The 24,965-nt window shown below is 54.9% G+C and carries 20 protein-coding genes and 1 riboswitch; of the genes, 6 read left to right on the top strand and 14 right to left on the bottom strand.

Annotated features, from left to right (window positions below; all coding sequences use genetic code 11):
• Positions 1 to 60: 60 nt before the first annotated feature.
• The 5 genes from thiD to thiC all read right to left on the bottom strand — a co-directional run bounded on the left by thiD (position 61) and on the right by thiC (position 5,860).
• Positions 61 to 1,686, bottom strand: a complete 1,626-nt coding sequence (gene thiD, locus CUZ56_RS12295) for a bifunctional hydroxymethylpyrimidine kinase/phosphomethylpyrimidine kinase (RefSeq protein WP_162615345.1) — start codon at positions 1,684 to 1,686, stop codon at positions 61 to 63.
• A gap of 64 nt (positions 1,687 to 1,750) precedes the next feature.
• Entirely contained in the window at positions 1,751 to 2,527 is a 777-nt protein-coding gene (locus CUZ56_RS12290) for a thiazole synthase (RefSeq protein ID WP_404948043.1), read from the bottom strand.
• A 25-nt stretch (positions 2,528 to 2,552) separates the two neighbouring features.
• Positions 2,553 to 2,759, bottom strand: coding sequence for a sulfur carrier protein ThiS (gene thiS / locus CUZ56_RS12285; RefSeq protein WP_204250895.1), 207 nt, complete (start codon positions 2,757 to 2,759; stop codon positions 2,553 to 2,555).
• 20 nt (positions 2,760 to 2,779) lie between these two features.
• Positions 2,780 to 3,895 (bottom strand): FAD-dependent oxidoreductase, encoded by a 1,116-nt coding sequence (locus CUZ56_RS12280; protein ID WP_126980699.1) that lies wholly within the window; start codon positions 3,893 to 3,895, stop codon positions 2,780 to 2,782.
• Between the two features lie 111 nt (positions 3,896 to 4,006).
• Positions 4,007 to 5,860: a phosphomethylpyrimidine synthase ThiC gene (thiC, locus tag CUZ56_RS12275; RefSeq protein ID WP_204250898.1), complete on the bottom strand. Its 1,854-nt coding sequence runs from the start codon at positions 5,858 to 5,860 to the stop codon at positions 4,007 to 4,009.
• Positions 5,861 to 6,041: 181 nt separating this feature from the next.
• A riboswitch (TPP riboswitch) is annotated at positions 6,042 to 6,156 on the bottom strand.
• A 439-nt stretch (positions 6,157 to 6,595) separates the two neighbouring features.
• On the opposite strand from thiC, the gene CUZ56_RS12270 reads away from it, so the two are divergent.
• Together CUZ56_RS12270 and CUZ56_RS12265 are read left to right on the top strand one after the other, a co-directional pair.
• A complete protein-coding gene (locus tag CUZ56_RS12270; protein WP_126980697.1) occupies positions 6,596 to 7,051 on the top strand; it encodes a GNAT family N-acetyltransferase in 456 nt (151 codons plus the stop codon).
• An 11-nt stretch (positions 7,052 to 7,062) separates the two neighbouring features.
• Positions 7,063 to 7,752, top strand: coding sequence for an MOSC domain-containing protein (locus CUZ56_RS12265; RefSeq protein ID WP_126980696.1), 690 nt, complete (start codon positions 7,063 to 7,065; stop codon positions 7,750 to 7,752).
• 17 nt (positions 7,753 to 7,769) lie between these two features.
• On the opposite strand, the gene CUZ56_RS12260 is transcribed toward CUZ56_RS12265, so the two are convergent.
• The 4 genes from CUZ56_RS12260 to CUZ56_RS12245 all read right to left on the bottom strand — a co-directional run bounded on the left by CUZ56_RS12260 (position 7,770) and on the right by CUZ56_RS12245 (position 12,135).
• A complete protein-coding gene (locus CUZ56_RS12260; RefSeq protein ID WP_126980695.1) occupies positions 7,770 to 8,165 on the bottom strand; it encodes a DUF3592 domain-containing protein in 396 nt (131 codons plus the stop codon).
• Between the two features lie 87 nt (positions 8,166 to 8,252).
• Entirely contained in the window at positions 8,253 to 8,654 is a 402-nt protein-coding gene (locus CUZ56_RS12255; protein WP_126980694.1) for a group II truncated hemoglobin, read from the bottom strand.
• 48 nt (positions 8,655 to 8,702) lie between these two features.
• Positions 8,703 to 9,269 (bottom strand): DUF4189 domain-containing protein, encoded by a 567-nt coding sequence (locus tag CUZ56_RS12250; protein ID WP_162615344.1) that lies wholly within the window; start codon positions 9,267 to 9,269, stop codon positions 8,703 to 8,705.
• A 355-nt stretch (positions 9,270 to 9,624) separates the two neighbouring features.
• On the bottom strand, positions 9,625 to 12,135 hold the full coding sequence (locus tag CUZ56_RS12245) for an ABC transporter permease (protein WP_239442485.1): 2,511 nt from the start codon (positions 12,133 to 12,135) through the stop codon (positions 9,625 to 9,627).
• Positions 12,136 to 12,450: 315 nt separating this feature from the next.
• On the opposite strand from CUZ56_RS12245, the gene CUZ56_RS12240 reads away from it, so the two are divergent.
• Positions 12,451 to 13,428, top strand: a complete 978-nt coding sequence (locus tag CUZ56_RS12240; protein ID WP_126980691.1) for a GMP reductase — start codon at positions 12,451 to 12,453, stop codon at positions 13,426 to 13,428.
• An 84-nt stretch (positions 13,429 to 13,512) separates the two neighbouring features.
• On the opposite strand, the gene CUZ56_RS12235 is transcribed toward CUZ56_RS12240, so the two are convergent.
• The 3 genes from CUZ56_RS12235 to purL form a co-directional block, all read right to left on the bottom strand.
• Positions 13,513 to 14,004 carry a hypothetical protein gene (locus CUZ56_RS12235; protein WP_126980690.1) on the bottom strand — a complete coding sequence of 164 codons (492 nt, stop codon included), beginning with the start codon at positions 14,002 to 14,004 and terminating at the stop codon, positions 13,513 to 13,515.
• Positions 14,005 to 14,243: 239 nt separating this feature from the next.
• On the bottom strand, positions 14,244 to 15,005 hold the full coding sequence (locus tag CUZ56_RS12230) for an enoyl-CoA hydratase (RefSeq protein WP_126980689.1): 762 nt from the start codon (positions 15,003 to 15,005) through the stop codon (positions 14,244 to 14,246).
• A 103-nt stretch (positions 15,006 to 15,108) separates the two neighbouring features.
• Complete coding sequence (purL, locus tag CUZ56_RS12225) at positions 15,109 to 19,119, bottom strand: phosphoribosylformylglycinamidine synthase (protein WP_126980688.1); 4,011 nt, start codon at positions 19,117 to 19,119, stop codon at positions 15,109 to 15,111.
• A 110-nt stretch (positions 19,120 to 19,229) separates the two neighbouring features.
• On the opposite strand from purL, the gene map reads away from it, so the two are divergent.
• Entirely contained in the window at positions 19,230 to 20,105 is an 876-nt protein-coding gene (gene map, locus CUZ56_RS12220) for a type I methionyl aminopeptidase (RefSeq protein ID WP_126980687.1), read from the top strand.
• 29 nt (positions 20,106 to 20,134) lie between these two features.
• Positions 20,135 to 22,753 (top strand): [protein-PII] uridylyltransferase, encoded by a 2,619-nt coding sequence (locus CUZ56_RS12215; RefSeq protein WP_126980686.1) that lies wholly within the window; start codon positions 20,135 to 20,137, stop codon positions 22,751 to 22,753.
• Between the two features lie 52 nt (positions 22,754 to 22,805).
• On the opposite strand, the gene CUZ56_RS12210 is transcribed toward CUZ56_RS12215, so the two are convergent.
• The gene (locus CUZ56_RS12210) at positions 22,806 to 23,498 is read right to left on the bottom strand and encodes a hypothetical protein (RefSeq protein WP_126980685.1); all 693 of its coding nucleotides are present in this window, start codon (positions 23,496 to 23,498) and stop codon (positions 22,806 to 22,808) included.
• 292 nt (positions 23,499 to 23,790) lie between these two features.
• On the opposite strand from CUZ56_RS12210, the gene yecR reads away from it, so the two are divergent.
• Positions 23,791 to 24,111 carry a YecR family lipoprotein gene (yecR, locus tag CUZ56_RS12205; protein WP_126980684.1) on the top strand — a complete coding sequence of 107 codons (321 nt, stop codon included), beginning with the start codon at positions 23,791 to 23,793 and terminating at the stop codon, positions 24,109 to 24,111.
• Positions 24,112 to 24,240: 129 nt separating this feature from the next.
• Here the strand turns inward: yecR and CUZ56_RS12200 are convergent, their stop codons facing one another.
• Positions 24,241 to 24,819 (bottom strand): hypothetical protein, encoded by a 579-nt coding sequence (locus CUZ56_RS12200; protein WP_126980683.1) that lies wholly within the window; start codon positions 24,817 to 24,819, stop codon positions 24,241 to 24,243.
• Between the last annotated feature and the right edge of the window lie 146 nt (positions 24,820 to 24,965).

Genomic DNA, 24,965 nt, shown 5'->3' with positions numbered 1-24,965 from the left:
AATTCGTCCCATATATTGGGATTATTTTCCTAACCAATTGAAAATAAACGTTAAAAATGATCAGTCCATGGGCAAGGTACTATGAGGCAGCCAAGGCACAGGATAAGATGGCAGCTCTTTCCCTGTGGATATGGCTTGTTGCAGGTCTGCAATAGCCTGCTCTGGACTAGCGGCCTGGGTAACCGCGCTGACCACCGCAATACCCTTCGCACCGCAACGTACCGCCTCCCGGCTGCGGGCTTCATTCAGCCCGGCAATTGCCACTACCGGCTCGCGCAGCACCTTACACCAGTACGCCAGATTACCCTCACCTTGCGGAATCCAGGGCATTTCCTTGGTTGAAGTGGCATGAATCGGCCCGCAGGCAATGTAACTGGGCGCTACCGCCCGCGCCCGGCATACCTGCCAGATGCTGTGGGTAGACACCCCCAGCCGCAAACCTGCTGCGCGAATGGCATCCAGATCAGCCGTTTCCAGGTCTTCCTGCCCCAGATGCACACCATAAGCACCATGCTCAATGGCCAGCTTCCAATGGTCATTGACAAAAAACTGAACCCCTGCCTGCTGCGTGCAAGCCACACTGCGCTTAACTTCCTGGGCCAGAAAACCTGCATTTTCCAGCCGTTTGTCGTCCGACTTGATACGCAACTGTACCGTTTTAGCACCCGCTTGAACCACCCGTTCAACCCACTCCGCGCTTTCAACCACAGGGTAAAGCCCCATCCAGTTATCGCTCAGCGCAGGAAATGGCTGCACAACCTGCCCCTGCGACGAGCGCAGAAATGGAATCAGGTCGCTTTGCCACGTAAAGTCTGGCGCAATACACACCGTGCCCGCTCCGCCGCCTGCCGGGTAACCATGTGCTACCGCGCTGGTGGTTGCCATTTTGGCCAGAATAATCGCATCGGCAGCACAAAACCCCAGCGCCATAGCTGCGGTAACGCTCGCCGTAAACGTGCACCCGGTACCATGGGTGGTGGTGCTGACCACGCGCGGCAACCCCAGCCATCCGCAAGCCTGCGGCGTATCCATCCAGTCATCGGCCCACGGGGTCAGCGGGTCGTCCACCCCACCCCCAACATCGCCCCCGGTCACCACCACAGACTGCGCGCCCAAAGCACGAATGGCTTGCGCCAGTTCCGGCACACTGACGCCAGCGGATACTGCGCTGCCTGCATCTTCTCCCGTCACCAGCCACAAAGCCTCGGCCTGGTTGGGTTTAACCACCGTCGCACGCGGCAACAACTCACGCAGCATGGCTTCACGCAGGGTTTCCCCGGCAAGCTCGGCCCCGGTACTGGCACGGCGGATCGGGTCCACAACCAGTGCAATATGGCGCTCAGGATGATCGGCGCGCAGCCTGTCTACCCACTTGGCAACCACTGCCACATTTTCCGCACTGGCCAGCATTCCGGTCTTGATGGCTACCGGCGGCAGATCTTTGGCCAGCGCACTCAGTTGCGCATCCAGCATTTGCGGAGAAACCGCCTCAATGCGTTCAACCGCCACAGAGTTCTGCGCGGTTACCGCAGCAATCGCGGTACACCCATGCACGCCAAACAGATTAAATGCACGCAGATCAGCCTGAATACCGGCGCCACCGCCACTGTCGGAGCCTGCAATTGACCACACCACCGGGCGGGCGGCTGAAGGAAATGCTGTTGATGAATTTTTAATGCTGCTCATGGTTGCTTGTTCGGAGTTTTGCATGGTCAATTTTATATACAGGCCGATATGTTACAGAAATATACTACAGCGTAAAGGGTTGCCCGGTGACAGGGGTGGTTGCCACCGCCATATCCTGCCTGGCAATGATGCCGGCCTGATACGCAATGCGCCCTGCCTCAACCGCCAGTTTAAACGCCCTTGCCATCTGTACCGGGTCACTGGCCTGCGCCACTGCCGAATTCAGCAACACCGCGTCAAACCCCAGTTGCATGGCCTGCACCGCATCTGCCGGAGAGCCGATGCCGGCATCCACAATCAGCGGCACATCCGGCAACCTGGCTCTGAGTGTACGCAATGCAAACGGATTCACCAGCCCCTGCCCGGAACCGATGGGTGCACCCCATGGCATCAAAATACGGCAGCCCACATCCAACAAACGCTGGCAGGTCACCAGGTCATCGGTACAGTATGGAAATACCTCAAACCCGGCATTCACCAGTTCTTGCGCCGCTTTGACCAGTTCAAACGGATCAGGCTGCAGCGTGTAATCATCCCCCACCACCTCCAGCTTAATCCAGTTGGTATCAAACAGTTCACGCGCCATCTGCGCCAGCGTCACCGCTTCACGCGCACTGCGGCACCCTGCTGTATTGGGCAGCAAACGCGCACCCGAAGCGCGAATGATGTCATAAAAACCATTCGCTCCCGCACCATGCGCAAGCTGGCGCTTCAACCCTACCGTCACCACCTGCACACCGGCAGCGGTAATCGCCTGGCGCAACACTTCGGGCGACGGGTATCCGGCCGTCCCCAGAAAAAAACGGCTTTCCAGTTCAACATCTGCAATTCGAAATTTCATCATCATTCCTTCCTAAAGGGTTCTATCAGCCACCGGTAATTGGCTGAAATGTCATCACCTCATCACCCTCTTTCAGCTGATACGCAGCACGTACATCGCGCGCGACAAACTCTCCGTTGACGGCGGTAGCGAGCGATGCTGGCTCCCCGATCAGAGAAACAAATGCCGCGAGCGTCATGGCAGGCAACTGCTGCGGCTCACCATTGAGCATGATCGTGATCGTTGTTCCCATACCTGTTTTCTCCTGTTGCATCAATGGCTTTCAAACGCCTGAAACGCTTGCAGCGCATCCTGCACCATCGCTGGCGCCATCAGCCAGCCATGCCGGAACAACCCGTTAATGCGGCTGATGCCATCTTCAGTCCGGATCAGCGGCAGGTTATCAGGCAGCGCCGGCCTTAAATTGGTTTCCATATGCACAATCCGCGCTTCTGCCAGCTCCGGCAGAATGCTGTGAGCCGCAGCCATCAGTTCAACCGCACTGCGCACCGACATCGGGCCACGGTCTTCGCTTTCAATTTCGCTGGCACCAATAAACACCACTTCTCCCGGCCTGGGCACAATGTAAACACGGTAACGTGGGTGCAACAGGCGCAAAGGCCGGTTCAGCACCACGCCCGGTGCATGCAGCCACAACACCTCGCCACGCACACCGCGCACCGGCAGTTCGGGCCGGGCTTCCAGCCCGCGCGCATCAAATACCCAGTCCGCTTCTATACGCTGCCCGTTTTCTGTGTGCAGGGCACCTGCTTCCATACGGGTAACACTCTCTCCCCAGTGCCAGCGCACGCCTTGTTTTTCAGCCGCATCGGCCAGCGCCACCATCGCCTGCCGGGTATGAATTTGCCCTTCACCCGGCAGCATCCACGCCTGCTGCACACCACTGAGCGAGGGCTCCAGTTGTGCAAGCTCTTCCATCGATATGCGCTTAATACGCTGCTGCAATGCTTCGGCGTTTTGTGCCTGCCCGGCCTGCCGGAGCTTGTATACCAGCAGATCGGTCATGCGCTGCGCCGAACCTTCATCCCCCTGGTGCGCCAGCATCAACGAGCCCTGCTGCGCATGCACCACCGGCAACGACAAAGACGCCACAATCTGCGGCCACAACGCCAGCGACCGCATGCCCAGTTGATACACGCCTGCATCGCCACTTTCCAGCTCCGACACCGGACTGAGCATGCCCGCTGCCGTCCATGCCGCCGCATGGGGTGGCGATGCCACCTGCTCGCGCTCATATACCGACGGGTCTTGCGGCCCAGGCACCGGATCGTAAACATGCACTTCATAACCGCGCTGTACCAGTTGAAACGCCAACAAACGCCCCACCAGACCAGCACCGGCAACAGCCACTTTTTTTGTATTCACCATAATTTCAAAACCAGATTAATTCATTTTTCATACCAGAGCACGCTTCACGCGCTCTGGTTCATGCGTTGATTTACAGATCACACCTTGCAGGCTGCACCTCGTGGGTGGCATTTATTCCTGCACCAGATAGATCTCACCGCCAGCGCGCTGAAACTCCTGCGCCTTCTGCGCCATGCCCTGCTGCAATGCGGCATCCTCGCTCACTCCCACCTGCGCAGCATATTCGCGCACATCCTGCGTGATCTTCATCGAGCAGAATTTAGGACCACACATCGAGCAGAAATGCGCCACCTTGGCCGAATCCTTCGGCAAGGTTTCATCGTGCATCTCACGTGCCGTTTCCGGGTCCAGCCCCAGATTGAACTGATCAGTCCAGCGGAATTCAAACCGCGCCTGCGACAGTGCATCATCACGCGCCCGTGCCCCCGGGTGCCCTTTGGCTACGTCTGCCGCATGGGCTGCAATTTTGTAGGCCACAATACCCTGCTTCACATCCTCCCGGTCTGGCAACCCCAAATGCTCCTTGGGCGTCACATAGCACAGCATCGCAGTGCCATACCAACCGATCATCGCCGCACCAATGGCACTTGCAATATGGTCATAGCCGGGTGAAATATCCACCGTCAACGGGCCCAGTGTGTAAAAAGGCGCTTCATGGCACAGCCTCAATTGCTCATCCATATTCGCTTTGATCATGTGCATAGGCACATGCCCGGGGCCTTCAATGATCGTCTGCACATCGTGCTGCCATGCCACCTGCGTCAACTCACCCAATGTTTTCAGTTCAGCCATCTGCGCTTCATCATTGGCGTCTGACAGCGAGCCAGGACGCAAGCCATCACCCAGCGAAAAACTCACGTCATACGCTTTCATGATTTCGCAGATTTCTTCAAAGTGCGTATAAATGAAGTTTTCACGGTGATGCACCATGCACCACTTCGCCAGAATGGAGCCGCCGCGCGAAACAATGCCGGTGCGCCGTTTGGCGGTAAGCGGAATAAACGGCAGCCGCACCCCGGCATGCACCGTGAAATAATCCACGCCCTGCTCGGCCTGCTCAATCAGCGTATCGCGGAAAATCTCCCACGTCAGGTCTTCGGCAATGCCGCCCACTTTTTCCAGCGCCTGATAAATCGGCACCGTACCAATCGGCACCGGCGAATTGCGAATGATCCAGTCGCGCGTGGTATGGATATTTTTGCCGGTAGACAAGTCCATTACCGTGTCCGCCCCCCAGCGAATCGCCCACACCAGCTTTTCCACCTCTTCCTCAATGCTCGAGGTCACCGCCGAATTGCCGATATTGGCATTGATCTTCACCAGAAAATTACGCCCGATGATCATCGGCTCCAGTTCAGGGTGGTTGATATTGGCCGGAATGATGGCCCGCCCGCGCGCCACTTCATCGCGCACAAACTCAGGCGTGATCACCGCCGGAATAGCTGCCCCCAATGAGTTGCCCGCCAGACGCTGCTCGCGCTGCGCATCGGCCAGGTATTCACGCATCCACTCGCGCCTGCCATTTTCCCGAATCGCCACATACTCCATTTCCGGTGTAATGATGCCGCGTCTGGCATAGGCCATCTGCGTCACAGCCTGGCCTTTTTGCGTTGCGCACCTGGGCTGGCGCTGCAGGGCCTGAGCCTGCTGCCTTAAGGCCATCAACGACGGTTGCTGACGCTCTTCATTTTTAAAACCATCATCCAGCGCCGCGGCATCACGCCCGCTATACGCCTGTGTATCTGCACGCGCATCTACCCATGCACTGCGCGCCTGAACCGGCAGCCCCTTGAACACATCAATCGCCACATCCGGGTCGGTATAAGGGCCTGATGTATCGTACAGCGCAATCTGCTCACCATTGGTCAGTTCCACCTGCCGCATCGGCACCTTCAACTGTGGATGAATCTGCCCGCTCTGGTATACCTTCTGCGACGCAGGCAACGGCTTGCACACCTGCTGCATCGAATCCGGTGCGGCCTGTGAAGATGCTGGTGGGGTGGGGTTAGAGGAATCTGTGTCAAACATGGCGGCTCTCCTTGTCCATTGAACGAATGCTCCGGACAAGCGCGCCTGATATGTGACACAGCAATGCACTGCCGGTCTATCAACATAGACTGGACAAAACAATGCCGGGAAAAATCAGATGTGCTCAATCAGCTCTCCTTCCGCCGGTATTAACCGGATCAAGTTCAGCGGGACTGCCTGACCAACTCAGACGATCTCAGCACCATGCATACGGTGCGCCCCGGAGCAGTTGCCATTGTAGACCAATTCACCACTGCCTTGACAAAGTGTTTTGCCAATAACCACGCTCTGTTTGATGCAGATTAACTTTTCACATGCCAGTTTCACCGTCACGATCACCTTTTTATGCGAGGCCATTGCAAATGCAAATGTTATCCAGAAGCATCTTATCCACACCTGTGCATAAATCTGGCGCCCATTACATACATTCAAGAATGTATTTTTTAAATGCTTGATCTTGGCATCGCCAACAGGTTAATGCCTATTTATTAAGCATTCTATTGGAAACCTTATCAAACAGACCCTTCCGCAACATTATTCAAGCATTCCCAACAAACTTACCCACAAAGCCTGTGACTTATTCAACAACACCGCTGCGGTTGAAACAGGCTGTGGATAAATTAAAAACAACCTCAATGCAGCAGCACCATAACCTCGCTATACTTGCTTTCCATGGATGAAATGAAATGGCACTGGTACACATTTGAAGAGCTGCCCGTCAGCGCACTGTACGACTACCTGCATCTGCGCCAGCAGGTATTTATCATTGAACAGCAATGCATTTATGCTGACCTGGACGATAACGATCAGCTTGCACAGCATCTGCTCGGTTTTACACCGGAAGGCCATCTGGCCGCCTGCCTGCGTCTGCTCGCCCCCAAATCAAAATATCCCGAGCCTTCCATAGGCCGCATCATCGTCGCGCCAGACCAGCGCGGTAAAAAACTCGGGCACCAGCTCGTTGAAGCCGGCCTGAAGCAGGCGCGGCAACTCTACCCGGGGCAGCCGATACGCATTCAGGCACAGTCCCGCCTGACCGGTTTTTACAAACAGCATGGATTTGACGCACGTGGCGAACCTTATGACGAGGACGGCATGGAACATATCGATATGCTGACCACCTCTTAGCACCGAGCGCAATGCCACAAACATTAGGCCATATCACACACCTGCTGTGCGGCAGCGTACAGCCTTTTCATCTGCCCGAAACATTCAGCGCCATTGCCAAACAGCCCATTCACGGCCCTGTTCATGCCGGCCCGCTCGGATTGAATGGTGACCAGCAGGCCGATCAGCGCGTACATGGCGGTGTTGATAAAGCCATACACCAGTACCCCTCAGAACACTACGCCTACTGGCGCGAGCAGCTTGGTGAACTGCCTGTTTTACAGGCTCCCGGCGCATTTGGCGAAAACATCGCCAGCACCGGCATGACAGAGGCAGATATCTGCCTGGGCGATCAGTTGCAGATCGGCACCGCTTTGCTCGAAGTCAGCCAGTCGCGCCAGCCCTGCTGGAAACTCAACCTGCGCTTTGACACCGCAGACATGTCACTGCGGGTACAGCAGACCGGAAAAAACGGCTGGTATTACCGCGTTTTAAAGGCGGGTGACATCCATGCCGGAGACGCCATCTGTCTGACGCAACGCCCACTGCCTGACTGGCCTTTGACACGGGTTAATACATTGATATTTGCCACAACCATCAATACGGCGGAATTGCAGGCTTTCAGCCAACTGCCTTTGCCGCCCTCATGGCGCAGGCTGGTAGAGCGGCGTTTGGAAAGCGGGCAGATTGAAAACATGCACAAACGCCTTTACGGTGCCTGAAACCTGAAAAGCCGGAGTCAGCGCGTCAGAAAAAACTGCAGCCCCAGCGTCACCAAAGCCGCCAGCCATGACAGCCAGATAGTGGCACGGCGGCTGACATCATCCCATTTATAAACCATGTCCGGGTGATCGGGGAAAAAAGCTGCCTCCATTTCATCACCCGGCTGATATTGCAGGTAGCCTTTGAATGGCTGGCAATAGGCAGAGAACACCTGGCCCTGGTAGTCATACGCCACTTTCAGCATCATGCGCCCTTTTCGCCCTGTGTTCCACTGCTCACGCTCCACCACCCTGGCTTGCACACGAATGCCCAGCGTTTTCAGCCTGGCCTCCAGGCGCATGTAATAAAGGCCCAGCGCAATCAGGCCAAATACGCAAACAGCACCAAATATAAACAAAGCAGGCTCTTGCATCGTTTCCCTTACCTGCGGCAAACAGCAAACGCAACGGCCCGAAACACGGTGCCGCTGTTTTCCAGCCCACAAATAATCATGTTGCGGTCACACATTGCGCATCATATCGGCAACCTGGGCAAAACTGCGCTTCATACGCTGTTGCAGTTGCGGGTCAACTCCAATTTCACCCATCGCCTGATCCATACACGCAACCCATTGATCACGTTCCGGGATACCAATGCGAAACGGCAGGTGCCGCGCACGCAAACGGGGGTGTCCAAAACGCTCCACAAAATACTCAGGGCCTCCCATCCAGCCGCACAAAAACCAGAACAGGTGTTGCCGGGCACGCTCCAGCGTAGGGCCATGGGCGGCGCGCAGTTCTGTGTAAACCGAATCCAGATCCATCAGGTCGTAAAACCGGTCTACCAGTTCCTGTATCCTTTCCTCTCCGCCGATCCATTCAAACAAAGAATCATATGCCGGTTTTTCCTCAATCTGAACCATGCCTGCCCACGTGCCTTTCTTTCTGTATTCTTTTGTTCAATACTGTCATCATGGTACAGGATAGCTGCACCCGATGTAGATTACCTTGCATGCCGAAGCGCCACGCTCCGCACAGGCCTGTATGGCGCCACGCCCGGCCAGATCAGGCGTAACATCCACATGCAGTTGATATACCTCTTTTTCATTGAGCGCAATCGCCAGACAGCGGTTGGAATATGTCGTTTCAACCATACATTCACGCCCGCCATTGTGCTCACAAGCAATCAGCGCGGCCGCGGCCGCATCCTCCTGAAACAACCTGTTGTTGCTCACCCCCATGCCCATCACACCCGGCACACTGTAATCTTTGGCCACGGCACCCCAGGTTGGTGTTCCCTGAGGAACAGCCGTACGATACGGCGCGGGCTGCTCACTTTGGCGCACTGGCGGAACCGGCGCCTGCAGATCATTTCCCAGCAAGGGCGGTAATTCCAGCGTATGGTCCAGCCCATCACCGGGTTCCAGCTGGCGGTCACAATAAGGCGCAGAAGAACCGGGCGGACACGACGGCTGCGCACCCGCAGAACTGACAAAAGCCACCCCAAGCACCAGCGCTGCCAAATGAATATATTTCATGACCCCTCCGAGACAAAATATGCCATTTTTATGCCATTTTGATACCATGCACCTACGGCATACATCTGCTTAAGCTGCCCATTATCGCAAAGACAACGCCGATTTTCAGCCAAAGGGTATGTCATACGCCCTAAAGTGCTGCCAAAAGATAAGCAGGAGATAACCAGCAAGGCATACCAAGTGCAGTGTAGTGTATTTACATGAGCAAGGCGTAACACAACTGGGCGCTCATGGTCTTCTCTGCCTGCGGGTTCCCGCCAGGCGCTGCACCTGCCGCGTGCATCCATCTGCACACCTGGCAGGCAGATCCCTTTCATAGGGCGTTAAACACGCCCGAAAACATTGCGTGATCGGCTTAATCCAAAACAGTCCTCAACGTCTGAATAACCGGTCGCTTGAGCACCGAACGCAAACTCAGCCACCCGGCCAGCCATGCCAGCACAATACCGGCCAGCAATCCGCCGGCAGGCGCCCACCATGGAGGTGTCCAGACAAAATCAAACGCATACCGGGCAAGTGCGCCGGCAATCACCATCGCAACCAGGGAAGCCACCAGCCCGGCAATGGCACCCGTGCCCATGAGCTCGGCATTTTGTACCTTTTGCAGCAGCCTGTTACTGGCACCCAATGCACGCATGATGGCAAAATCATGCGCCCGCTGCTCGCGTGTGGCTGCAATCGCTGCAAACAACACAATCAAACCGGCCAGCAGCGAAAAAGCAAACAAAAACTCCACCGCACGAATCACCTGACCCAGCACCTGCTGAATTTGCATCAGCATGGCTGAAATATTGACATTGGTGATGTTGGGAAAATCCCGTGACAACTGATCGTCAAAACGCAGATCATCCGGTGCCCTGAAAGCCGTGATATAGGTCTCGGGGTACTGCGGCATCTGTGCCTGAGGATACATCACAAAAAAGTTCACATGCATGGATGACCAGTCCAACTGGCGCACACTGGTAATACGACGCTCCAGCAGCACGCCCGCCACATCAAAACGCAATGTATCTCCCAGCTTGAGCCCCAGGGTATCCATCAGCCCCGACTCCACCGATGCGCCATCCGCTTCATCTGCCACCCATTGCCCTGCCACAACCTGGTTATGCACTGGCAGTTGTGATGCGTAGCTCAGGTTAAACTCCCTATCCACCAGCCGTCTGGCCCGGTCATCGGCATAATGATCCAGATTCACCGGCTCGTCATTGACAGCCACCAGCCGCCCCCGGATCATGGGGTACCAGTCATAATCTTTGACGCCCGCCTCCTGCAACCGCTGCTGAAACGCCTGCGCCTGATCAGGCATGATGTTGATCACAAAACGGTTCGGCGCATCCGGCGGTGTGGCCTGCTGCCAACTGCTGATCAGATCGGTACGCAGTAACACCAGCAAAATCAGTGCCAATAAACCAATCGCCAACGCACTCACCTGCGTGACCAGCACCATGGGGCGTGCTGTCAGCGAACGCACCGCCAACCGCAGCCACGATGGTGCTGCTGCGGCATCTCGTAACGGGCGCAGCAGTAATACAATGCCATACGCCAGCAAGGCAAATATCGCCACGGCCAGCGCAAAACCGCCCACGGTAATCATGCCCAAGGCAGCATCGCCACTGACCACCAGCAGTAAAATCATGAAGCCCACCGCACCGGCCAGCAAAACGGCCAGTGCCGCTGGCTGCATTTCGCCCATATCACGGCGCAATACCCTGAGCGGTGGCACACGGGCCAACTGCAATACAGGCGGTAAACCAAAAGCCACCAACAAGGTCAGCCCGACCCCCAGCCCCAAAAACACAGGCAGCATACTGGCCTGCGGCAGGCTTTGCCCCAGCAACTGCGCCAGCAACGCAATGAACACATAATGCAGCGCGAAACCGGCAGCCACACCTAAAACAGAAGCAATGATACCGGCCAAGCCAAATTCAACGAGATAGCCCCAGGCAATCGCCCGTTGTGGCTGCCCCAGCACACGCAGCAGCGCGCAATCATCCAGATGCCTGCGGGCAAAATCACGTGCAGCAATGGCGACCGCTACAGCGCTTAAAAGTGCTGCGAGCAAAGCCACCAGATTCAGAAATTTCTGAGCCCGCTCCAGCGTTTTCTGCATCGTCGGCTGCCCCGTATCCAACTGCTCCATGCGAACACCCCGCAAGGGTACGGCAGAATCCTCCACATGACCGGCACGCTGAATATAGTCTGCCGCCCATTGCTCATAGGCCTTGACCCTGGCAACGTCATCAGACGCCAGCGCAAAACGGTAATTGATACGGCTGGCCGGCTGCACCAGCCCGGTGGCCGGCAAATCAGCCGCATTCATCAATACGCGGGGAGAAAAACTCATGAAGCCGCCCGTCCCCCGGTCCGGCTCAATCACCAGCAACGCAGTCACCGGCAATTCCGCATCCCCCAGCATCAACGTATCCCCTGGTTGTAACCCCAGCGAAACCAGCAGTTCAGGGCTGATCCAGACCTCGCCCGGCTCGGGCCCGTGCGTGACCGCTTTCAGCGGGGCTTCCAGATGACTTTGCACCTGCAGTTCACCGCGCAGCGGATAAGCACCATCGACAGCCTTGACCGTCACCAGCCGCGTACTGCCGCCCAGTTCATCCGGCGCCCTTGCCATGCTGGGAAAAGATGCGATCTGTGTCGTTTCCAGCCCCTGCGCCTGCTGCATAAATACAGCGGGCAACGGTTGGTCGCTGACAATCACCACATCGCCGCCAATCAGTTGCTGCGCATCGCGCACCAAAGAGGCATTCAGGCGGTCAGCAAAAAAACCGACCGCGCACAGCGCCGCCACGGCCAGAAAAACAGCCACCATCAGCAAACGCAATTCTCCTGAACGCCAGTCGCGCCAGGTCATTTTCAAGGCTTGTTTTATCATTCTTGCAAGCATAAGGGTAAACACTGACTCCTGCAGGGGTGCATCACCAATGGTTGTGCCTGTGTCATGGATTGCAGGTACAATCAACTACCGGGCCCAAATACTGGCGTCCGGTTTTTTGTTTCCGGATTTAGGTGCATTGAAATAACCATCCAGATGCGCATTCCAGAAACAGCAGACCGAACTTTCAGGTCAAGTGCTCATTTTCGATTTTGACAGTATAGCCTGCTGTAGTTTTGCAGTATTTACTCTGACAAACTATATGGCATGCCTTTTCGGACTGGAGCCCAATTCATGGAAATCTTTGATTACGAGAATATCCTTCTATTACCGCGCAAATGCCGCGTGGATAGCCGTTCCCAATGTGACACATCCGTCGTTTTTGGAGGCCGCACATTCAAACTGCCTGTGGTACCCGCCAACATGAAAACCGTGGTGGACGAGCGTATTTGCGAATACCTGGCTTCCAATGGATATTTTTATGTGATGCACCGGTTTGACCTGGACAGCGTCGCCTTTGCCAAACGCATGCACAAAAAAGGCCTGTTTGTATCCATCAGCCTGGGCGTTAAACCGCACGACTGCAAAGTAGTCGAGCGTCTGGCCGCAGAAAACATTCCCGTTGACTACATCACCATTGATATTGCCCACGGACATGCAGACTCGGTACAGCGCATGATTGCGTTCATCAAAAAAATACTGCCGCAGACTTTTATCATTGCTGGCAATGTTGGCACGCCGGAAGCTGTCATTGACCTGGAAAACTGGGGAGCAGATGCAACCAAAGTCGGCATCGGCCCCGGTAAAGTCTGCATCACCCGCATGAAAACCGGCTTTGGCACCGGCGGCTGGCAACTTTCAGCGCTCAAATGGTGTGCGCGTGTGGCCACCAAACCCATCATTGCCGATGGCGGCATCCGTGAAAATGGCGACATTGCCAAAAGCATACGGTTCGGCGCTTCCATGATCATGATCGGCTCGCTGTTTGCCGGACATGAAGACTCACCCGGCAAAACCGTAGAGATCGATGGCCGCCTTTATAAAGAATACTTTGGCAGCGCCTCAGACTTTAACAAGGGCGAGCGCAAGCATGTGGAAGGCAAACGCATTCTCGAACCTATCAAAGGCAAGCTGGCCGACACGCTTCAGGAAATGCAGGAAGACGTGCAAAGCTCTATCAGCTATTCAGGCGGCAAACAACTCAGCGACATCCGCAAAGTCAATTATGTGATTCTGGGCGGAGACAATGCCGGCGAACACCTGCTGATCTGAGCACAAGGCGAAGCTGTTTATGAAAAAAGGCTTATTCATTTGAATAAGCCTTTTTGACATCAGACACTTCGTGACCTGAAATCGTCAGTGAATCCAGCCACGCTCGGCTCTGTTGCCCTTAACGCGAATGCTGCTTGGCGGATTTTTATAAATATAGTCCACAGAATAATTCACTGTATTCATGGAATAAGGCTGCAAGCGTGTTTTTTGCGGGTCATAGCGTCCCCCGGACGTACTGTACACCACAATTTCAAAAGTGCGGCGCTGTTCCGTATCATTCAAAATGATGGCGCGTTTACCAAACCCCCACTGCGGCACCACAGTCGCAGACTCACCATTTTTAAAAGTGAATTCGGATGAAAACAAGGCAATGCGTTCATAATAGCGCCCTTCCACCGACTCATCCAGCACATACACATGGTTAAGCAGGAATAAATAACAAACTGCCGCGATCACACCAAACACGACAAACCCGGCGAATTTCTGTTTTGTTTGACGCAGCAAAATAAACCAGACCACACCCAAGATAATCGCAATGACCGCAAGAATACCAATCGCTACGCCTACAGATATCACGTGAAACTCCTCTGATAACTTAATGGAACTGGATTATAGAGGGGGTTGTTTTATTTCCTTTTATAGATTGTCTGCTTTTCACAACTCCCCTATTCGCCAGCCCAGGTTACCTCAGGGAAATGCACTTTCTTTTCGCACGGCCATGCTCAGGTAATACAAGCTATCACACAACATGCTTGTGTCATCCCAACAAAATACGTTTCCGGTAAAACGCCCGGCAACACCTTGACGGATGTCTCTTAAAACTTGGAGAAATCCGGCCAGCGTTTTTCAAAAAAAGCACTTAATGCTTCTTTGACCTCTGCGCTTCCCACGCATGCATTAAAGGCATCGGCTTCTGCTTCAATGGCCACATCCACTTCCTGCCGCCAGCTCACCTGCAACAGGCGCTTGGTCGCACGCACAGCAGCAGGCGCCAGCTTGTTAAAGCGCTCAGCCATACGGCGCGCATGGTTCACCACTTCATTTGCCGGCAGAATTGCGTTGATCAGCCCCATCTCCAACGCCTCCTGCGCATTGAAGGGTTGCGCCAGCAGCAGTTTCTCAGAAGCTCTGGCCCTACCAGCTAAGCGCGGCAGCAAATAGCTGGAGCCAAACTCCGGCACCACCCCTAAAGAAACAAACGGCAATGCAAAATGCGCGGTATCCCCCGCATACACCAGATCACAGTGCACCAGCATGGTGGTTCCGACACCAATTGCAGGCCCGTTCACTGCTGCGACCACCGGCTTTTCAAAATGGCACAGTGTGTGCATGAACACACGCAGCGGCGAGCCGTCCTCCAGAACTTTACCGGCAACAAAATCCTCCAGGTCAGCGCCTGCAGTAAATACCTCGGGTTGCCCATGAATCAGCACAGCTCGAATCTGCGGATCATCTCCGGCAGTCTTGAGTACTTCCGTCATCTGCAGATACATTTGTGCATCCAACGCATTCTTCTTTTTCGGCCGTGCCAGTTCTATACTTGCAACCCCGTTAAGAACAGCTGTTTTGATACCCATGACTCTTTTACTCCTTCTCGATGCAATTTTTACTCGACAGGCCAACTTGAATGTTTTCGCCTGACTCATCAATCAAAAAGCCCACTTACAGCGGGCTTTTTCTTTATCCAATCCAACGGCGGGCATTACGGAACATACGCATCCACGGACTCATGGATGATGCATTACCGGCTGTCCAACTCATCTGGATATTGCGGTAGACCCGCTCCGGGTGCGGCATCATCACCGTGAAACGTCCATCAGCCGTTGTCACAGCGGTTAACCCATCCGGACTGCCGTTCGGGTTCAGCGGATATACTTCGGTGGCCTGCCCGCTGCCATCCACGTAACGCATAGCGCGAATCACCTGGCTCGCGTCTCCCTGGTGCGAAAAGTTGGCATAGCCTTCGCCATGCGCCACCACAATCGGCACGCGGGAGCCTGCCATACCGGCAAAAAACACCGAAGGCGAATCCAGCACCTCCACCATCGAAAGCCGTGCCTCGTACTGCTCACTGAGGTTGCGCGTGAAACGCGGCCAATACTGTGTTCCCGGAATAATCCCGGACAGCGCGGCCATCATCTGGCAGCCATTACAAACCCCCAGTGCAAACGTGTCGCCCCGCTGGAAGAAATGCGCAAACTGGTCATGCAGCGCCGTATTAAACAGCACCGAACGTGCCCAGCCTTCACCGGCCCCCAGCGTATCACCATAACTGAAACCGCCACAAGCCACCAGCCCGGCAAAATCTGCCAGCTTTGCACGCCCAGCCTGCAGGTCTGTCATGTGAACATCGTATGCATCAAACCCGGCCTGCGCCATGGCCCATGCCATTTCCACGTGAGAGTTCACGCCCTGCTCACGCAGAATAGCCACTTTGGGCCGGGCTGCCACATTCAGGAACGGTGCAGCCACGTCCTCCTGATCGTCAAATGTCACATGCCAGTGCAGGCCCGAATCTGTGCCGCCTGCCAGTTCATGCTCAGACTGCGCGCACACCGGGTTGTCGCGCAGCATATTAATGCGCCAGGACACCTGATCCCATACTTTATGCAAAGCCTCGCGCGGCTGGGCATACACTGCCTTGGCGTCGCGCCACACTTCAATGCGGTCGCTCTGGTTAGGTTTGCCGATCACATGGCTGCATGTAGACAACCCATGCGCTCTCAGCACATTCAGCACGGCATCACGCTCAGCGGTGCGCACCTGCAATACAACGCCCAGTTCTTCGGCAAACAGCGCATGCAGCGTCAGGTCGTTGCGGCGTTCACCCACCTGCGTTGACCAGTTTTTCGCTTCGCCGCTATCCATGCGGCCATCAGTAACACCGTCGCCTTCCAGTATCAGCATATCCACGTTGACCGCCACCCCAGTATGGGCAGCAAATGCCATTTCGCACACGGCAGCCCACAAACCGCCATCAGAGCGGTCATGATAAGCCAGCACCCGCTGTTCCCGGCGCAACTGCGTCAATGCCGCCGCCAGTTGAGTGATCAGTTTCGGGTCGTCCAAATCAGGCACAGAATTCCCCACCTGGTTCAGCGTTTGCGCCAGGATCGAGCCCCCCAAACGATTCTGCCCGCGCCCCAGATCCACCAGAATCAAAGTCGTATCGCTATCAAGCGCTTTCAACTCAGGCGTCCAGGTCTGGCGAACATCGTCCAGCGTGGCAAACGCCGACACAATCAGCGATACCGGTGCGGTGACCTGCTTCGTCTGGCCCTGGGCATCCTGCCAGCGTGTGCGCATGGAAAGTGAATCTTTCCCCACCGGGATCGAAATCCCCAGCGCCGGGCACAATTCCATCCCCACCGTTTTGACCGTTTCATACAAAGCGGCATCTTCACCCGCCTCACCGCAGGCCGCCATCCAGTTGGCTGACAGCTTGATCTGCTTTAACTGAGCCGGGGCTGCCAGCAGGTTGGTAATGGCTTCACCTACCGCCATACGGCCAGACGCCGGAGCGTTCACAACCGCCAACGGCGTGCGTTCGCCCATGCTCATGGCCTCTCCTTTAAAGCCCGCATAATCGGCCAGCGTTACCGCACAGTCCGCCACAGGAACCTGCCAGGGGCCAACCATCTGGTCACGGTGGCTCAGCCCTCCGACTGTGCGGTCACCAATCGTCACCAGAAAGCGCTTGCTTGCCACGGTCGGATGTTTCAGCACATTGATACATGCGTCTTCCAGCGTCACGCCCGTCACATCTATTGGCTGCACCACAGGCGTTGTGCGCTTGACATCACGCTGCATTTTCGGTGGTTTGCCCAGCAGTACATCCAGCGGCATATCCACCGGCATGTCTGTTGCAGCGGAATGTTGCGAATCCTCCACAATCAGTTCGCGCTCTTCGGTGGAACGGCCAATCACCGCAAAAGGTGCGCGCTCACGTTCGCATATCGCTTTGAATTTTTCCAGCGACTGCGGCGCAATTGCCATCACATAACGTTCCTGGCTTTCATTGCTCCAGATCTCTTTCGGTGACATGCCGGACTCTTCCAGTTGAATGGCCCGCAAATCAAACCGCGCGCCGCGTCCGGCATCGTTCACCAGTTCAGGGAACGCATTGGAAAGGCCGCCGGCCCCCACATCATGAATCGCCAGAATCGGGTTTTCCTGCCCCAACGCCCAGCAGGCATTGATCACTTCCTGTGCGCGGCGCTGAATTTCAGGGTTACCACGCTGCACCGAATCAAAGTCCAGTTCAGATGCATTGGCACCTGCCGCCATGGAACTGGCGGCACCGCCCCCCATGCCGATGCGCATGCCCGGCCCGCCCAGTTGCACCAGCAAAGTACCTGCCGGAAACTGCACCTTGTGCACCTGCTCGGCCGCAATAGCGCCTAGGCCACCGGCAATCATGATCGGCTTGTGGTAACCGCGCCGCTGTCCGGCCACATCCTGCTCATACACCCGGAAGTACCCGGCCAGCGCCGGACGGCCAAACTCATTGTTGAATGCAGCGCCGCCCAGCGGCCCCTCGATCATGATCTGCAACGGGCTGGCAATATGATCCGGCTTGCCATACGCCTGCTGTTCCCAGGGCTCCTGGGTATCAGGCAAATTCAGATTGGATACCGAAAACCCTACCAACCCGGCTTTAGGCCGGGAACCACGCCCGGTGGCTCCTTCATCGCGAATTTCCCCGCCAGACCCCGTAGCCGCCCCCGGAAAAGGCGAAATCGCCGTGGGGTGGTTGTGTGTTTCCACCTTCATCAGCACATGTTCTGTACGCGGCTGCGCCACATAAAGCGCTGCCGAAGGCATATCCCCCTGTCTGGGCAGCCAGCTTGTCACCTGCCCGCCTTCCATGATCGCTGCATTATCCGAATACGCTACGACGGTCCCTTGCGGATTCAACTGGTGCGTGTTGCGGATCATCTGAAACAGCGATTTATCCTGCGCCACACCATCAATGACAAACTCGGCATTAAAAATCTTATGCCGGCAATGTTCGCTGTTGGCCTGCGCAAACATCATCAGTTCCACATCGGTCGGGTTGCGTTCCAGCCCGGTAAATGCATGCACCAGATAGTCAATCTCATCGTCTGACAGCGCAAAACCAAACTGCTTATTGGCCTGCACCAAAGCCTGCTTGCCGCCACCCAGAATATCAATATGCGCCAAAGGCGCCGCGCTGACCTCCTCAAACAAGGCCTTTGGCGCATTTTCATCAAACGCCACACTTTCCGTCATACGGTCATGCAGCAAGGCGGCAATACCCTGCAACTGCTCTGCCGTGAGTGTTTTCGGCTTGCCCAGCAAGCCGCTTTGACATTCCAGCACATAGGCCGTCACCCGTTCGATGCGGTGCACCGCAATACCACAGTTATGGGCAATATCGGTTGCCTTGGATGCCCAGGGCGAAACAGTGCCCAGGCGCGGCATTACCACAATCTGCGCAGGCGTATCAGCTCCGCCCAGATACGACTCAAAGTCCCCATAGTGCAGCAACGTCTGTAACGTCTTTTGCAATGCCTCATCAGGCTGTTGCTCAAGCGCTACCCAGTGCACGTAACGGGCATGAATGGCACTGACTGCCGGCGCCAGTTGCTGCACACATGGCAATAATTGCTGAGCACGAAAGGCGGATAAGGCATTCGCACCATGAAAACTCAAAAGATGGTATGTCACGATAAAAAGCTGATGTGGTTGAAATGATAAAATATGTGCATACAGAATATGGGCCCATATGCCCCGCTTGCCTGCAATTTTACTAAGCTGCTGCCATAATCTGTCATACTATGACTATTAAGATCAAAACCGAAGCTGAAATCCAAAAAATGCGTGTCGCTGGCAAACTTGCCGGCGAGTTGCTTGACTATCTGACCGATTTTATCCAGCCAGGCGTCACCACCGAAGAAATTGACCGCCTTGCCTATGAATATATGGTCAACGTTCAGGGCACCATTCCGGCACCCCTTAATTATGCCCCACAAGGTTATAAGCCGTATCCAAAATCCATATGTACCTCAATCAATCATCAGGTATGCCACGGCGTACCCAATGAGCGCCCGCTGAAAAAGGGCGATATTGTCAATATCGATGTCACCCCGATCAAGGATAGCTGGCACGGCGACAGCAGCCGCATGTACATAGCCGGTAAAGGCTCAATTGCCGCCTCGCGTCTGTGCCAGGTCACTTTTGAAGCCATGTGGCTGGGCATTGACATGGTGCGCCCAAATATCCATCTGGGAGATATCGGGCACGCCATACAGGTTTATGCCGAACGCAATGGCTACTCAGTGGTGCGTGAGTTCTGCGGGCACGGTATCGGGCAGGGTTTTCATGAAGACCCGCAGGTATTGCACTATGGCCGCCCTGGCACACGCGAAATTTTGCAGCCCGGCATGATTTTTACCATTGAGCCCATGCTCAATATAGGTAAAAAAGAGATCAAGGAAGGCAACGACCCGTTTGGCTGGTCGATTGTCACCAAAGACCATTCTCTGTCAGCCCAGTGGGAACACACCATTCTGGTCACGGAAACCGGTTACGAGGTACTGACTTTTTCTGCCAAATGCCCACCGCCGCCCGGTTTTGTCAAACATTTTGTCCCCAACCAGCTGGTTGTACCCGAGCTTAGCCGTGCTGCCACCGAAACATCTTCATCCTCGTAGAGGCTGATGAACCCGATGATCCGTGATATATGAACACAGAAGCCCCTGCCAGTACCCTGCTTCGCGACCACCACCGACAAGCGATCAGCCAACTGGTAGCGCAATTTGATGCGACCAAACCATCAACACGGATCATTCACAATTTTCTGGCGCAGATTTCCCGCACCACCGACCAGACACTGACCGCTCAGTGGCGGGCCAGCCAGCTTCCGGCCGGTACAGCGCTGGTGGCCGTAGGCGGTTATGGCCGCGCCGAGCTGTTTCCCTTTTCGGATGTGGATGTCCTGATTCTGCTGCCGCAGGGTACCGACCTTGAGCAGGATACGGCAACCCGCACAACCGTCGAAAACTTCATTGGCAGTTGCTGGGACCTGGGGCTACACATCGGCTCCAGCGTACGCACCATTGAAGAATGCCTGAAAGAGGCCGCCAATGACATCACCGTGCAGACCGCCCAACTGGAATCGCGGCTGGTGACCGGCGATAAAACCCTCTACCAGGAATTTCGCCAGCAGTTTGAGCAGCAGATGGACGTTCGCGCCTTCATTCAGGGCAAACTGGGCGAAATGCGCCGCAGGCACCAGAAATATGAAGACACGCCTTATGCGCTGGAGCCCAACTGCAAAGAAAGCCCTGGCGGGCTGCGTGATCTGCATGTGATTTTATGGATTACCAAAGCCGCGCATTTAGGAACCAACTGGACTGAACTGGCTCAAAACGGGCTGGCAACTGCCTGGGAAGAACGCCAGTTGTACCATAACGAAGCCTGGCTCAAACTGGTACGCGCCCGTTTACACCTGATTGCCAAACGGCATGAAGACCGCCTGGTTTTTGACGTGCAGGAACAACTGGCACAGGCACTGGGGTATGAAAGCGATGGTGAACGCCGTGCCTCCGAAGTATTCATGCGCCGTTATTACCGTACGGCCAAAGCCATCTCGCAGCTCAACCAGATTCTGATGCTCAGCATTGCCGAGCGCATGTTGCGTGAACACACACGTCCGCCGCGCCCGCTGGATGGCTACTTTCAAGACCAGAATGGCACACTGGACATCATTGACGACAACATCTACACCCAGGACCCGCATCAGATTCTGCGCACATTTCTGGTGTATGTTCAGCACCCGGGCATCAAAACCTTTTCCGCCCGGACATTTCGGGCCCTGTACAACGCCCGCAGCCTGATGAACGCCTCTTTTCGCAAAGATCCGGTCAATGCACAGACATTCATGGCCATCCTGAAATCGCCGCAGGGTATCACGCACGCGTTCAGACTCATGAACCAGACCAGTGTACTGGGCCGCTACCTGTGGACGTTCCGGCGCATTGTCGGGCAAATGCAGCACGACCTGTTCCATGTCTACACCGTAGACCAGCATATTCTGATGGTGCTGCGCAATATCCGCCGCTTCTTTTTGCCCGAGCATGCGCATGAGTATCCGCTGTGCTCGGAAATCGCCGCCAGTTTTGACAAGCCATGGCTGCTGTATATCGCCGCGCTGTTTCATGACATTGCTAAAGGCCGCGGCGGCGACCACTCGGAATTAGGAGCCGAAGAAGTCAGGCGTTTTGCCCGTGCACACAATATTCCGGCAGAAGACAGCCGTTTTATTGAATTTCTGGTCGCCGAGCACCTTACCATGTCACGCATTGCGCAAAAAGAAGACCTTGGTGACCCGGACATCATCCACCACTTCGTCAACATTGTTGGCGACGAACGGCATCTCCATGCGTTATACCTGCTCACGGTTGCCGACATCCGGGGCACCAGCCCCAAAGTCTGGAACAGCTGGAAAGGGCGACTGCTCGAATCTTTGTACCGCATTTCTTTGAGCGTGATCGGAGGCAACATCTCCGATTCAGACGCGTTGGTGGCCACCCGCAAACGCGCAGCGCTGGACATTCTGAAAAAATCCCAGTTCATCCCCGGTAACGAACAAAAACTATGGTCTACCCTGGGGGTCAGCTATTTCATGCGCCATGAACCGGCAGAAATCGCCTGGCACACACAACTGCTATGGGACAAGGTGGAATCCCCCGCCCCCATTGTCGACGTGCGCCTGAGCCCGCATGACGAAGGCATACAGGTTCTGGTCTATGCATCAGACCAGCCCGACCTGTTCGCCCGCATCTGCAGTTACTTCAGCTTTACCGAACTCAGCATTGTGGATGCCCGCATCCACACCACCATGTCCACCAAAGGCGGCCCCGGCTGGGCGCTTGACACTTTTCAGCTATTGCCTGTTTCCGATATGGACGAGCAGCCCATCCCCAAAGAACATCTGAGCAATGTCATTTCACACGAGTTGCACGAGCTCCTGCTGAAAAACGCACCTTTGCCGGAAAGCCGGCCATCGCGCCGCATATCCCGCCGGGCCAGATATTTCCCACTGCCCCCGCTGATCGAGCTGGTGCCCGACGAAAGCCGGCAGCGCTGGCTGCTCAATATCGTTGCCGGAGACCGCGTTGGCCTGCTTTATGCCATTGCACGGGTACTGGCAGCCCGGCACATCAATGTCGAACTGGCCAAAATCCTCACACTGGGAGACCGGATTGAAGATACATTCCTGATTTCAGGAGACAAGCTCGACCACCCGGCTTATCAGGCAGAACTGGAACAGGAACTGGCCAAAGCCATACAGCCCTAGCCTATTTCGGCAGATAACTCCCCGTTTCGCCCCGTTGGCTGGTTACCCAGAATCACTTCAGCCGGTAATCCAGCAAATTCAGCTTGGGATACACCTTTTGTATCCGCGCAACGATCAGGCGGTAGGCATCCACCCCGGAAACATCTTTCCAATGCACCTGCTTTTGCTCCAGCATTTGCAGTGAAAGCTCCAGCAAAGCAATCAAAATGGGCTTGTTGATGCCAACGACGTAACTTCTTCTTTCAAGCTTTTCAACGTCAAATTCAGCACAAAACCTGGCCATCAGCAACTCCAGCCGGCTCCACCGGCGAACCCGCTGGATATAACCTTCTGCTTTTAAACGCTCTTTATAGGTTTCAATGAACTTATTGGCTTCATCAGGCGCTTTAGGTACCTGGTAATCCGGAATTTTCCAAAAGGCAAAAAATGCCTGTTGCATATACTGCACAGATGTATTGGCGTTGCTCTTGGTTGCCCCTCTGCCAGTATCCTGCTTGTCATCATAATCCCCATACATAGTGTTGAGAACTTCATGATCATTAGAGAACAGTGTCATGGCATTGCTCCATGCCTCCTGCTCTTTGGCCTTGGTCTTTTTAATATATTTGGCCATCTGCACCATATCCATATTAAAGGAACGGCGCTCTTTTTTATCCTGAGTCAGCACAGACCGCGCATATAAAACCACTGCTGTCAAAGCAGCAAGCACGCCAACCAGCAGCAGTGTTGGCCATATTATGTCCATGCCCACATCTCCCTCATCACAGCTTCAATGATCTGTTGATACTGAAATTCATTTTTCATGCGTTCATGCTTATTTTTTATTCATTTCAGGTACCAATTATGCCCGAAGTCCATGCATTTCATGATAAATAAAACCACTTTGGCAGGCTATCCGCCTTCCAACATACTGACAAATTTTATATGAATGTATGTTTATATACAAACCCCGAAGATAAAATTTCAATGACACATACCTGTTTACCTATGTAAAATCAAAGCCATACCTTATCTGAAACAGAAAAGTGAGCACGCCTATGCCAAGCCGGTTTTACCTCAGCCTTTTATTGAGCGCATCTTTCGCATTCCTTGGTGCCTGTACCACGCCAGTCAATAAGGAATACACGGTTTCCGGTGGCAACAAAAATGCAGGGCTGATAGAGCTTTCGTTTCAGTACACAACCAGAGAAGACCCGCAGGTCTCCCCTGACCAGCCCGGCCAGCTGGCATCAGAGCGTTGCCAAATGTGGGGATACACCGAGGCTCAGATGATCGGCATACCTGAATTGGGATGCGCCTTGCAGGACGGGAGCAAATGCCTGCGCATGCGCTCCACCATCAAGTACCAATGCCAGTGAGCACCTGTTCTATTGAAACAACGCTCGCCTGCCGGGCATGAACTCCCCCTAAACGAGGGGAAAAAGCAAAAGGAACCTGCCGGTCCCTTTTGTCCTTTTGCAACAGCCAACTCAACAGCACTTCTTTATTTACTGCTGAATCCGCAACTGCCCTTCCGGCACACGCTGATACTCAACCTCGACATGCCCATACAACTGGACAAACTGGGCAATATTGGCCTGAATCGCACGGTTCAAAGACACGCGGTCACGTGCGCTCTGTACCGGCTCCTGCTGATAAGACACTGTGCTGGAGCTGGAAATGCCCCGTACCCACTTCACCTCACCGGTCGCAGAGTCAATCACTTCATAACTGGCAACTGCTGTGGTTGAAACACCCAGGTCAGGGTTACGTGTCTGACTGAGCTGGATAATTTTGACCCGCACATCCATTTTCTGGGTTGCGCCCACAGTAAACACCTGGGAACGTGTCAGTGAGTCCATCACGCTCTCACGCCACATGGGAACCAGTGCCTGAACCTCCGGCCGCATGTATCCCTGCTGCTCGCTCACAGGTGCAATCGAAACCAGTACCTCTCCCAACTGTGCATTGACCTTTTGTGTACTGAGCGGCACATTGCTCACGGTTGCGCTGACATGGGGTTCAGACTGGCAGCCAGCCAGCATCAATGCCAAAATTCCCAATCCGACAAACCAACGACGCATCATGCATTGCTCCTTTAGATATATGTTGGACCAAAGTATAAACACATACAGACATTGTGCACGCTGGTGCATTGAATGACCGGATTTCTTTGCCGTTTCTATGCAGCAAGTGATGCTCAGCACCCACAGTCACCTACTGGTGAGTGACA

The sequence above is a fragment of the Saezia sanguinis genome, assembly GCF_003991585.1.
GTDB lineage: Bacteria > Pseudomonadota > Gammaproteobacteria > Burkholderiales > Burkholderiaceae_C > Saezia > Saezia sanguinis.
Note: the sequence above shows the minus strand (reverse complement) of the source record. Positions and strands in the feature narration are given on the sequence as shown.

What these genes read in the sequence shown, in the direction of transcription:
- CUZ56_RS12260 (WP_126980695.1), bottom strand. Translation starts at nt 8,165, where the DNA reads ATGCAAGAGCCTGCTTTGTTTATATTTGGTGCTGTTTGCGTATTTGGC.
- CUZ56_RS12255 (WP_126980694.1), bottom strand. Translation starts at nt 8,654, where the DNA reads ATGGTTCAGATTGAGGAAAAACCGGCATATGATTCTTTGTTTGAATGG.
- CUZ56_RS12215 (WP_126980686.1), top strand. Translation starts at nt 20,135, where the DNA reads ATGAACACAGAAGCCCCTGCCAGTACCCTGCTTCGCGACCACCACCGA.
- CUZ56_RS12265 (WP_126980696.1), top strand. Translation starts at nt 7,063, where the DNA reads ATGCCACAAACATTAGGCCATATCACACACCTGCTGTGCGGCAGCGTA.
- CUZ56_RS12240 (WP_126980691.1), top strand. Translation starts at nt 12,451, where the DNA reads ATGGAAATCTTTGATTACGAGAATATCCTTCTATTACCGCGCAAATGC.
- map (WP_126980687.1), top strand. Translation starts at nt 19,230, where the DNA reads ATGACTATTAAGATCAAAACCGAAGCTGAAATCCAAAAAATGCGTGTC.
- CUZ56_RS12250 (WP_162615344.1), bottom strand. Translation starts at nt 9,269, where the DNA reads ATGAAATATATTCATTTGGCAGCGCTGGTGCTTGGGGTGGCTTTTGTC.
- CUZ56_RS12245 (WP_239442485.1), bottom strand. Translation starts at nt 12,135, where the DNA reads ATGACCTGGCGCGACTGGCGTTCAGGAGAATTGCGTTTGCTGATGGTG.
- CUZ56_RS12230 (WP_126980689.1), bottom strand. Translation starts at nt 15,005, where the DNA reads ATGGGTATCAAAACAGCTGTTCTTAACGGGGTTGCAAGTATAGAACTG.
- thiD (WP_162615345.1), bottom strand. Translation starts at nt 1,686, where the DNA reads ATGAGCAGCATTAAAAATTCATCAACAGCATTTCCTTCAGCCGCCCGC.
- CUZ56_RS12210 (WP_126980685.1), bottom strand. Translation starts at nt 23,498, where the DNA reads ATGGACATAATATGGCCAACACTGCTGCTGGTTGGCGTGCTTGCTGCT.
- CUZ56_RS12280 (WP_126980699.1), bottom strand. Translation starts at nt 3,895, where the DNA reads ATGGTGAATACAAAAAAAGTGGCTGTTGCCGGTGCTGGTCTGGTGGGG.
- CUZ56_RS12290 (WP_404948043.1), bottom strand. Translation starts at nt 2,527, where the DNA reads ATGAAATTTCGAATTGCAGATGTTGAACTGGAAAGCCGTTTTTTTCTG.
- CUZ56_RS12270 (WP_126980697.1), top strand. Translation starts at nt 6,596, where the DNA reads ATGGATGAAATGAAATGGCACTGGTACACATTTGAAGAGCTGCCCGTC.
- thiS (WP_204250895.1), bottom strand. Translation starts at nt 2,759, where the DNA reads ATGGGAACAACGATCACGATCATGCTCAATGGTGAGCCGCAGCAGTTG.
- thiC (WP_204250898.1), bottom strand. Translation starts at nt 5,860, where the DNA reads ATGCAGCAGGTGTGCAAGCCGTTGCCTGCGTCGCAGAAGGTATACCAG.
- yecR (WP_126980684.1), top strand. Translation starts at nt 23,791, where the DNA reads ATGCCAAGCCGGTTTTACCTCAGCCTTTTATTGAGCGCATCTTTCGCA.
- CUZ56_RS12200 (WP_126980683.1), bottom strand. Translation starts at nt 24,819, where the DNA reads ATGATGCGTCGTTGGTTTGTCGGATTGGGAATTTTGGCATTGATGCTG.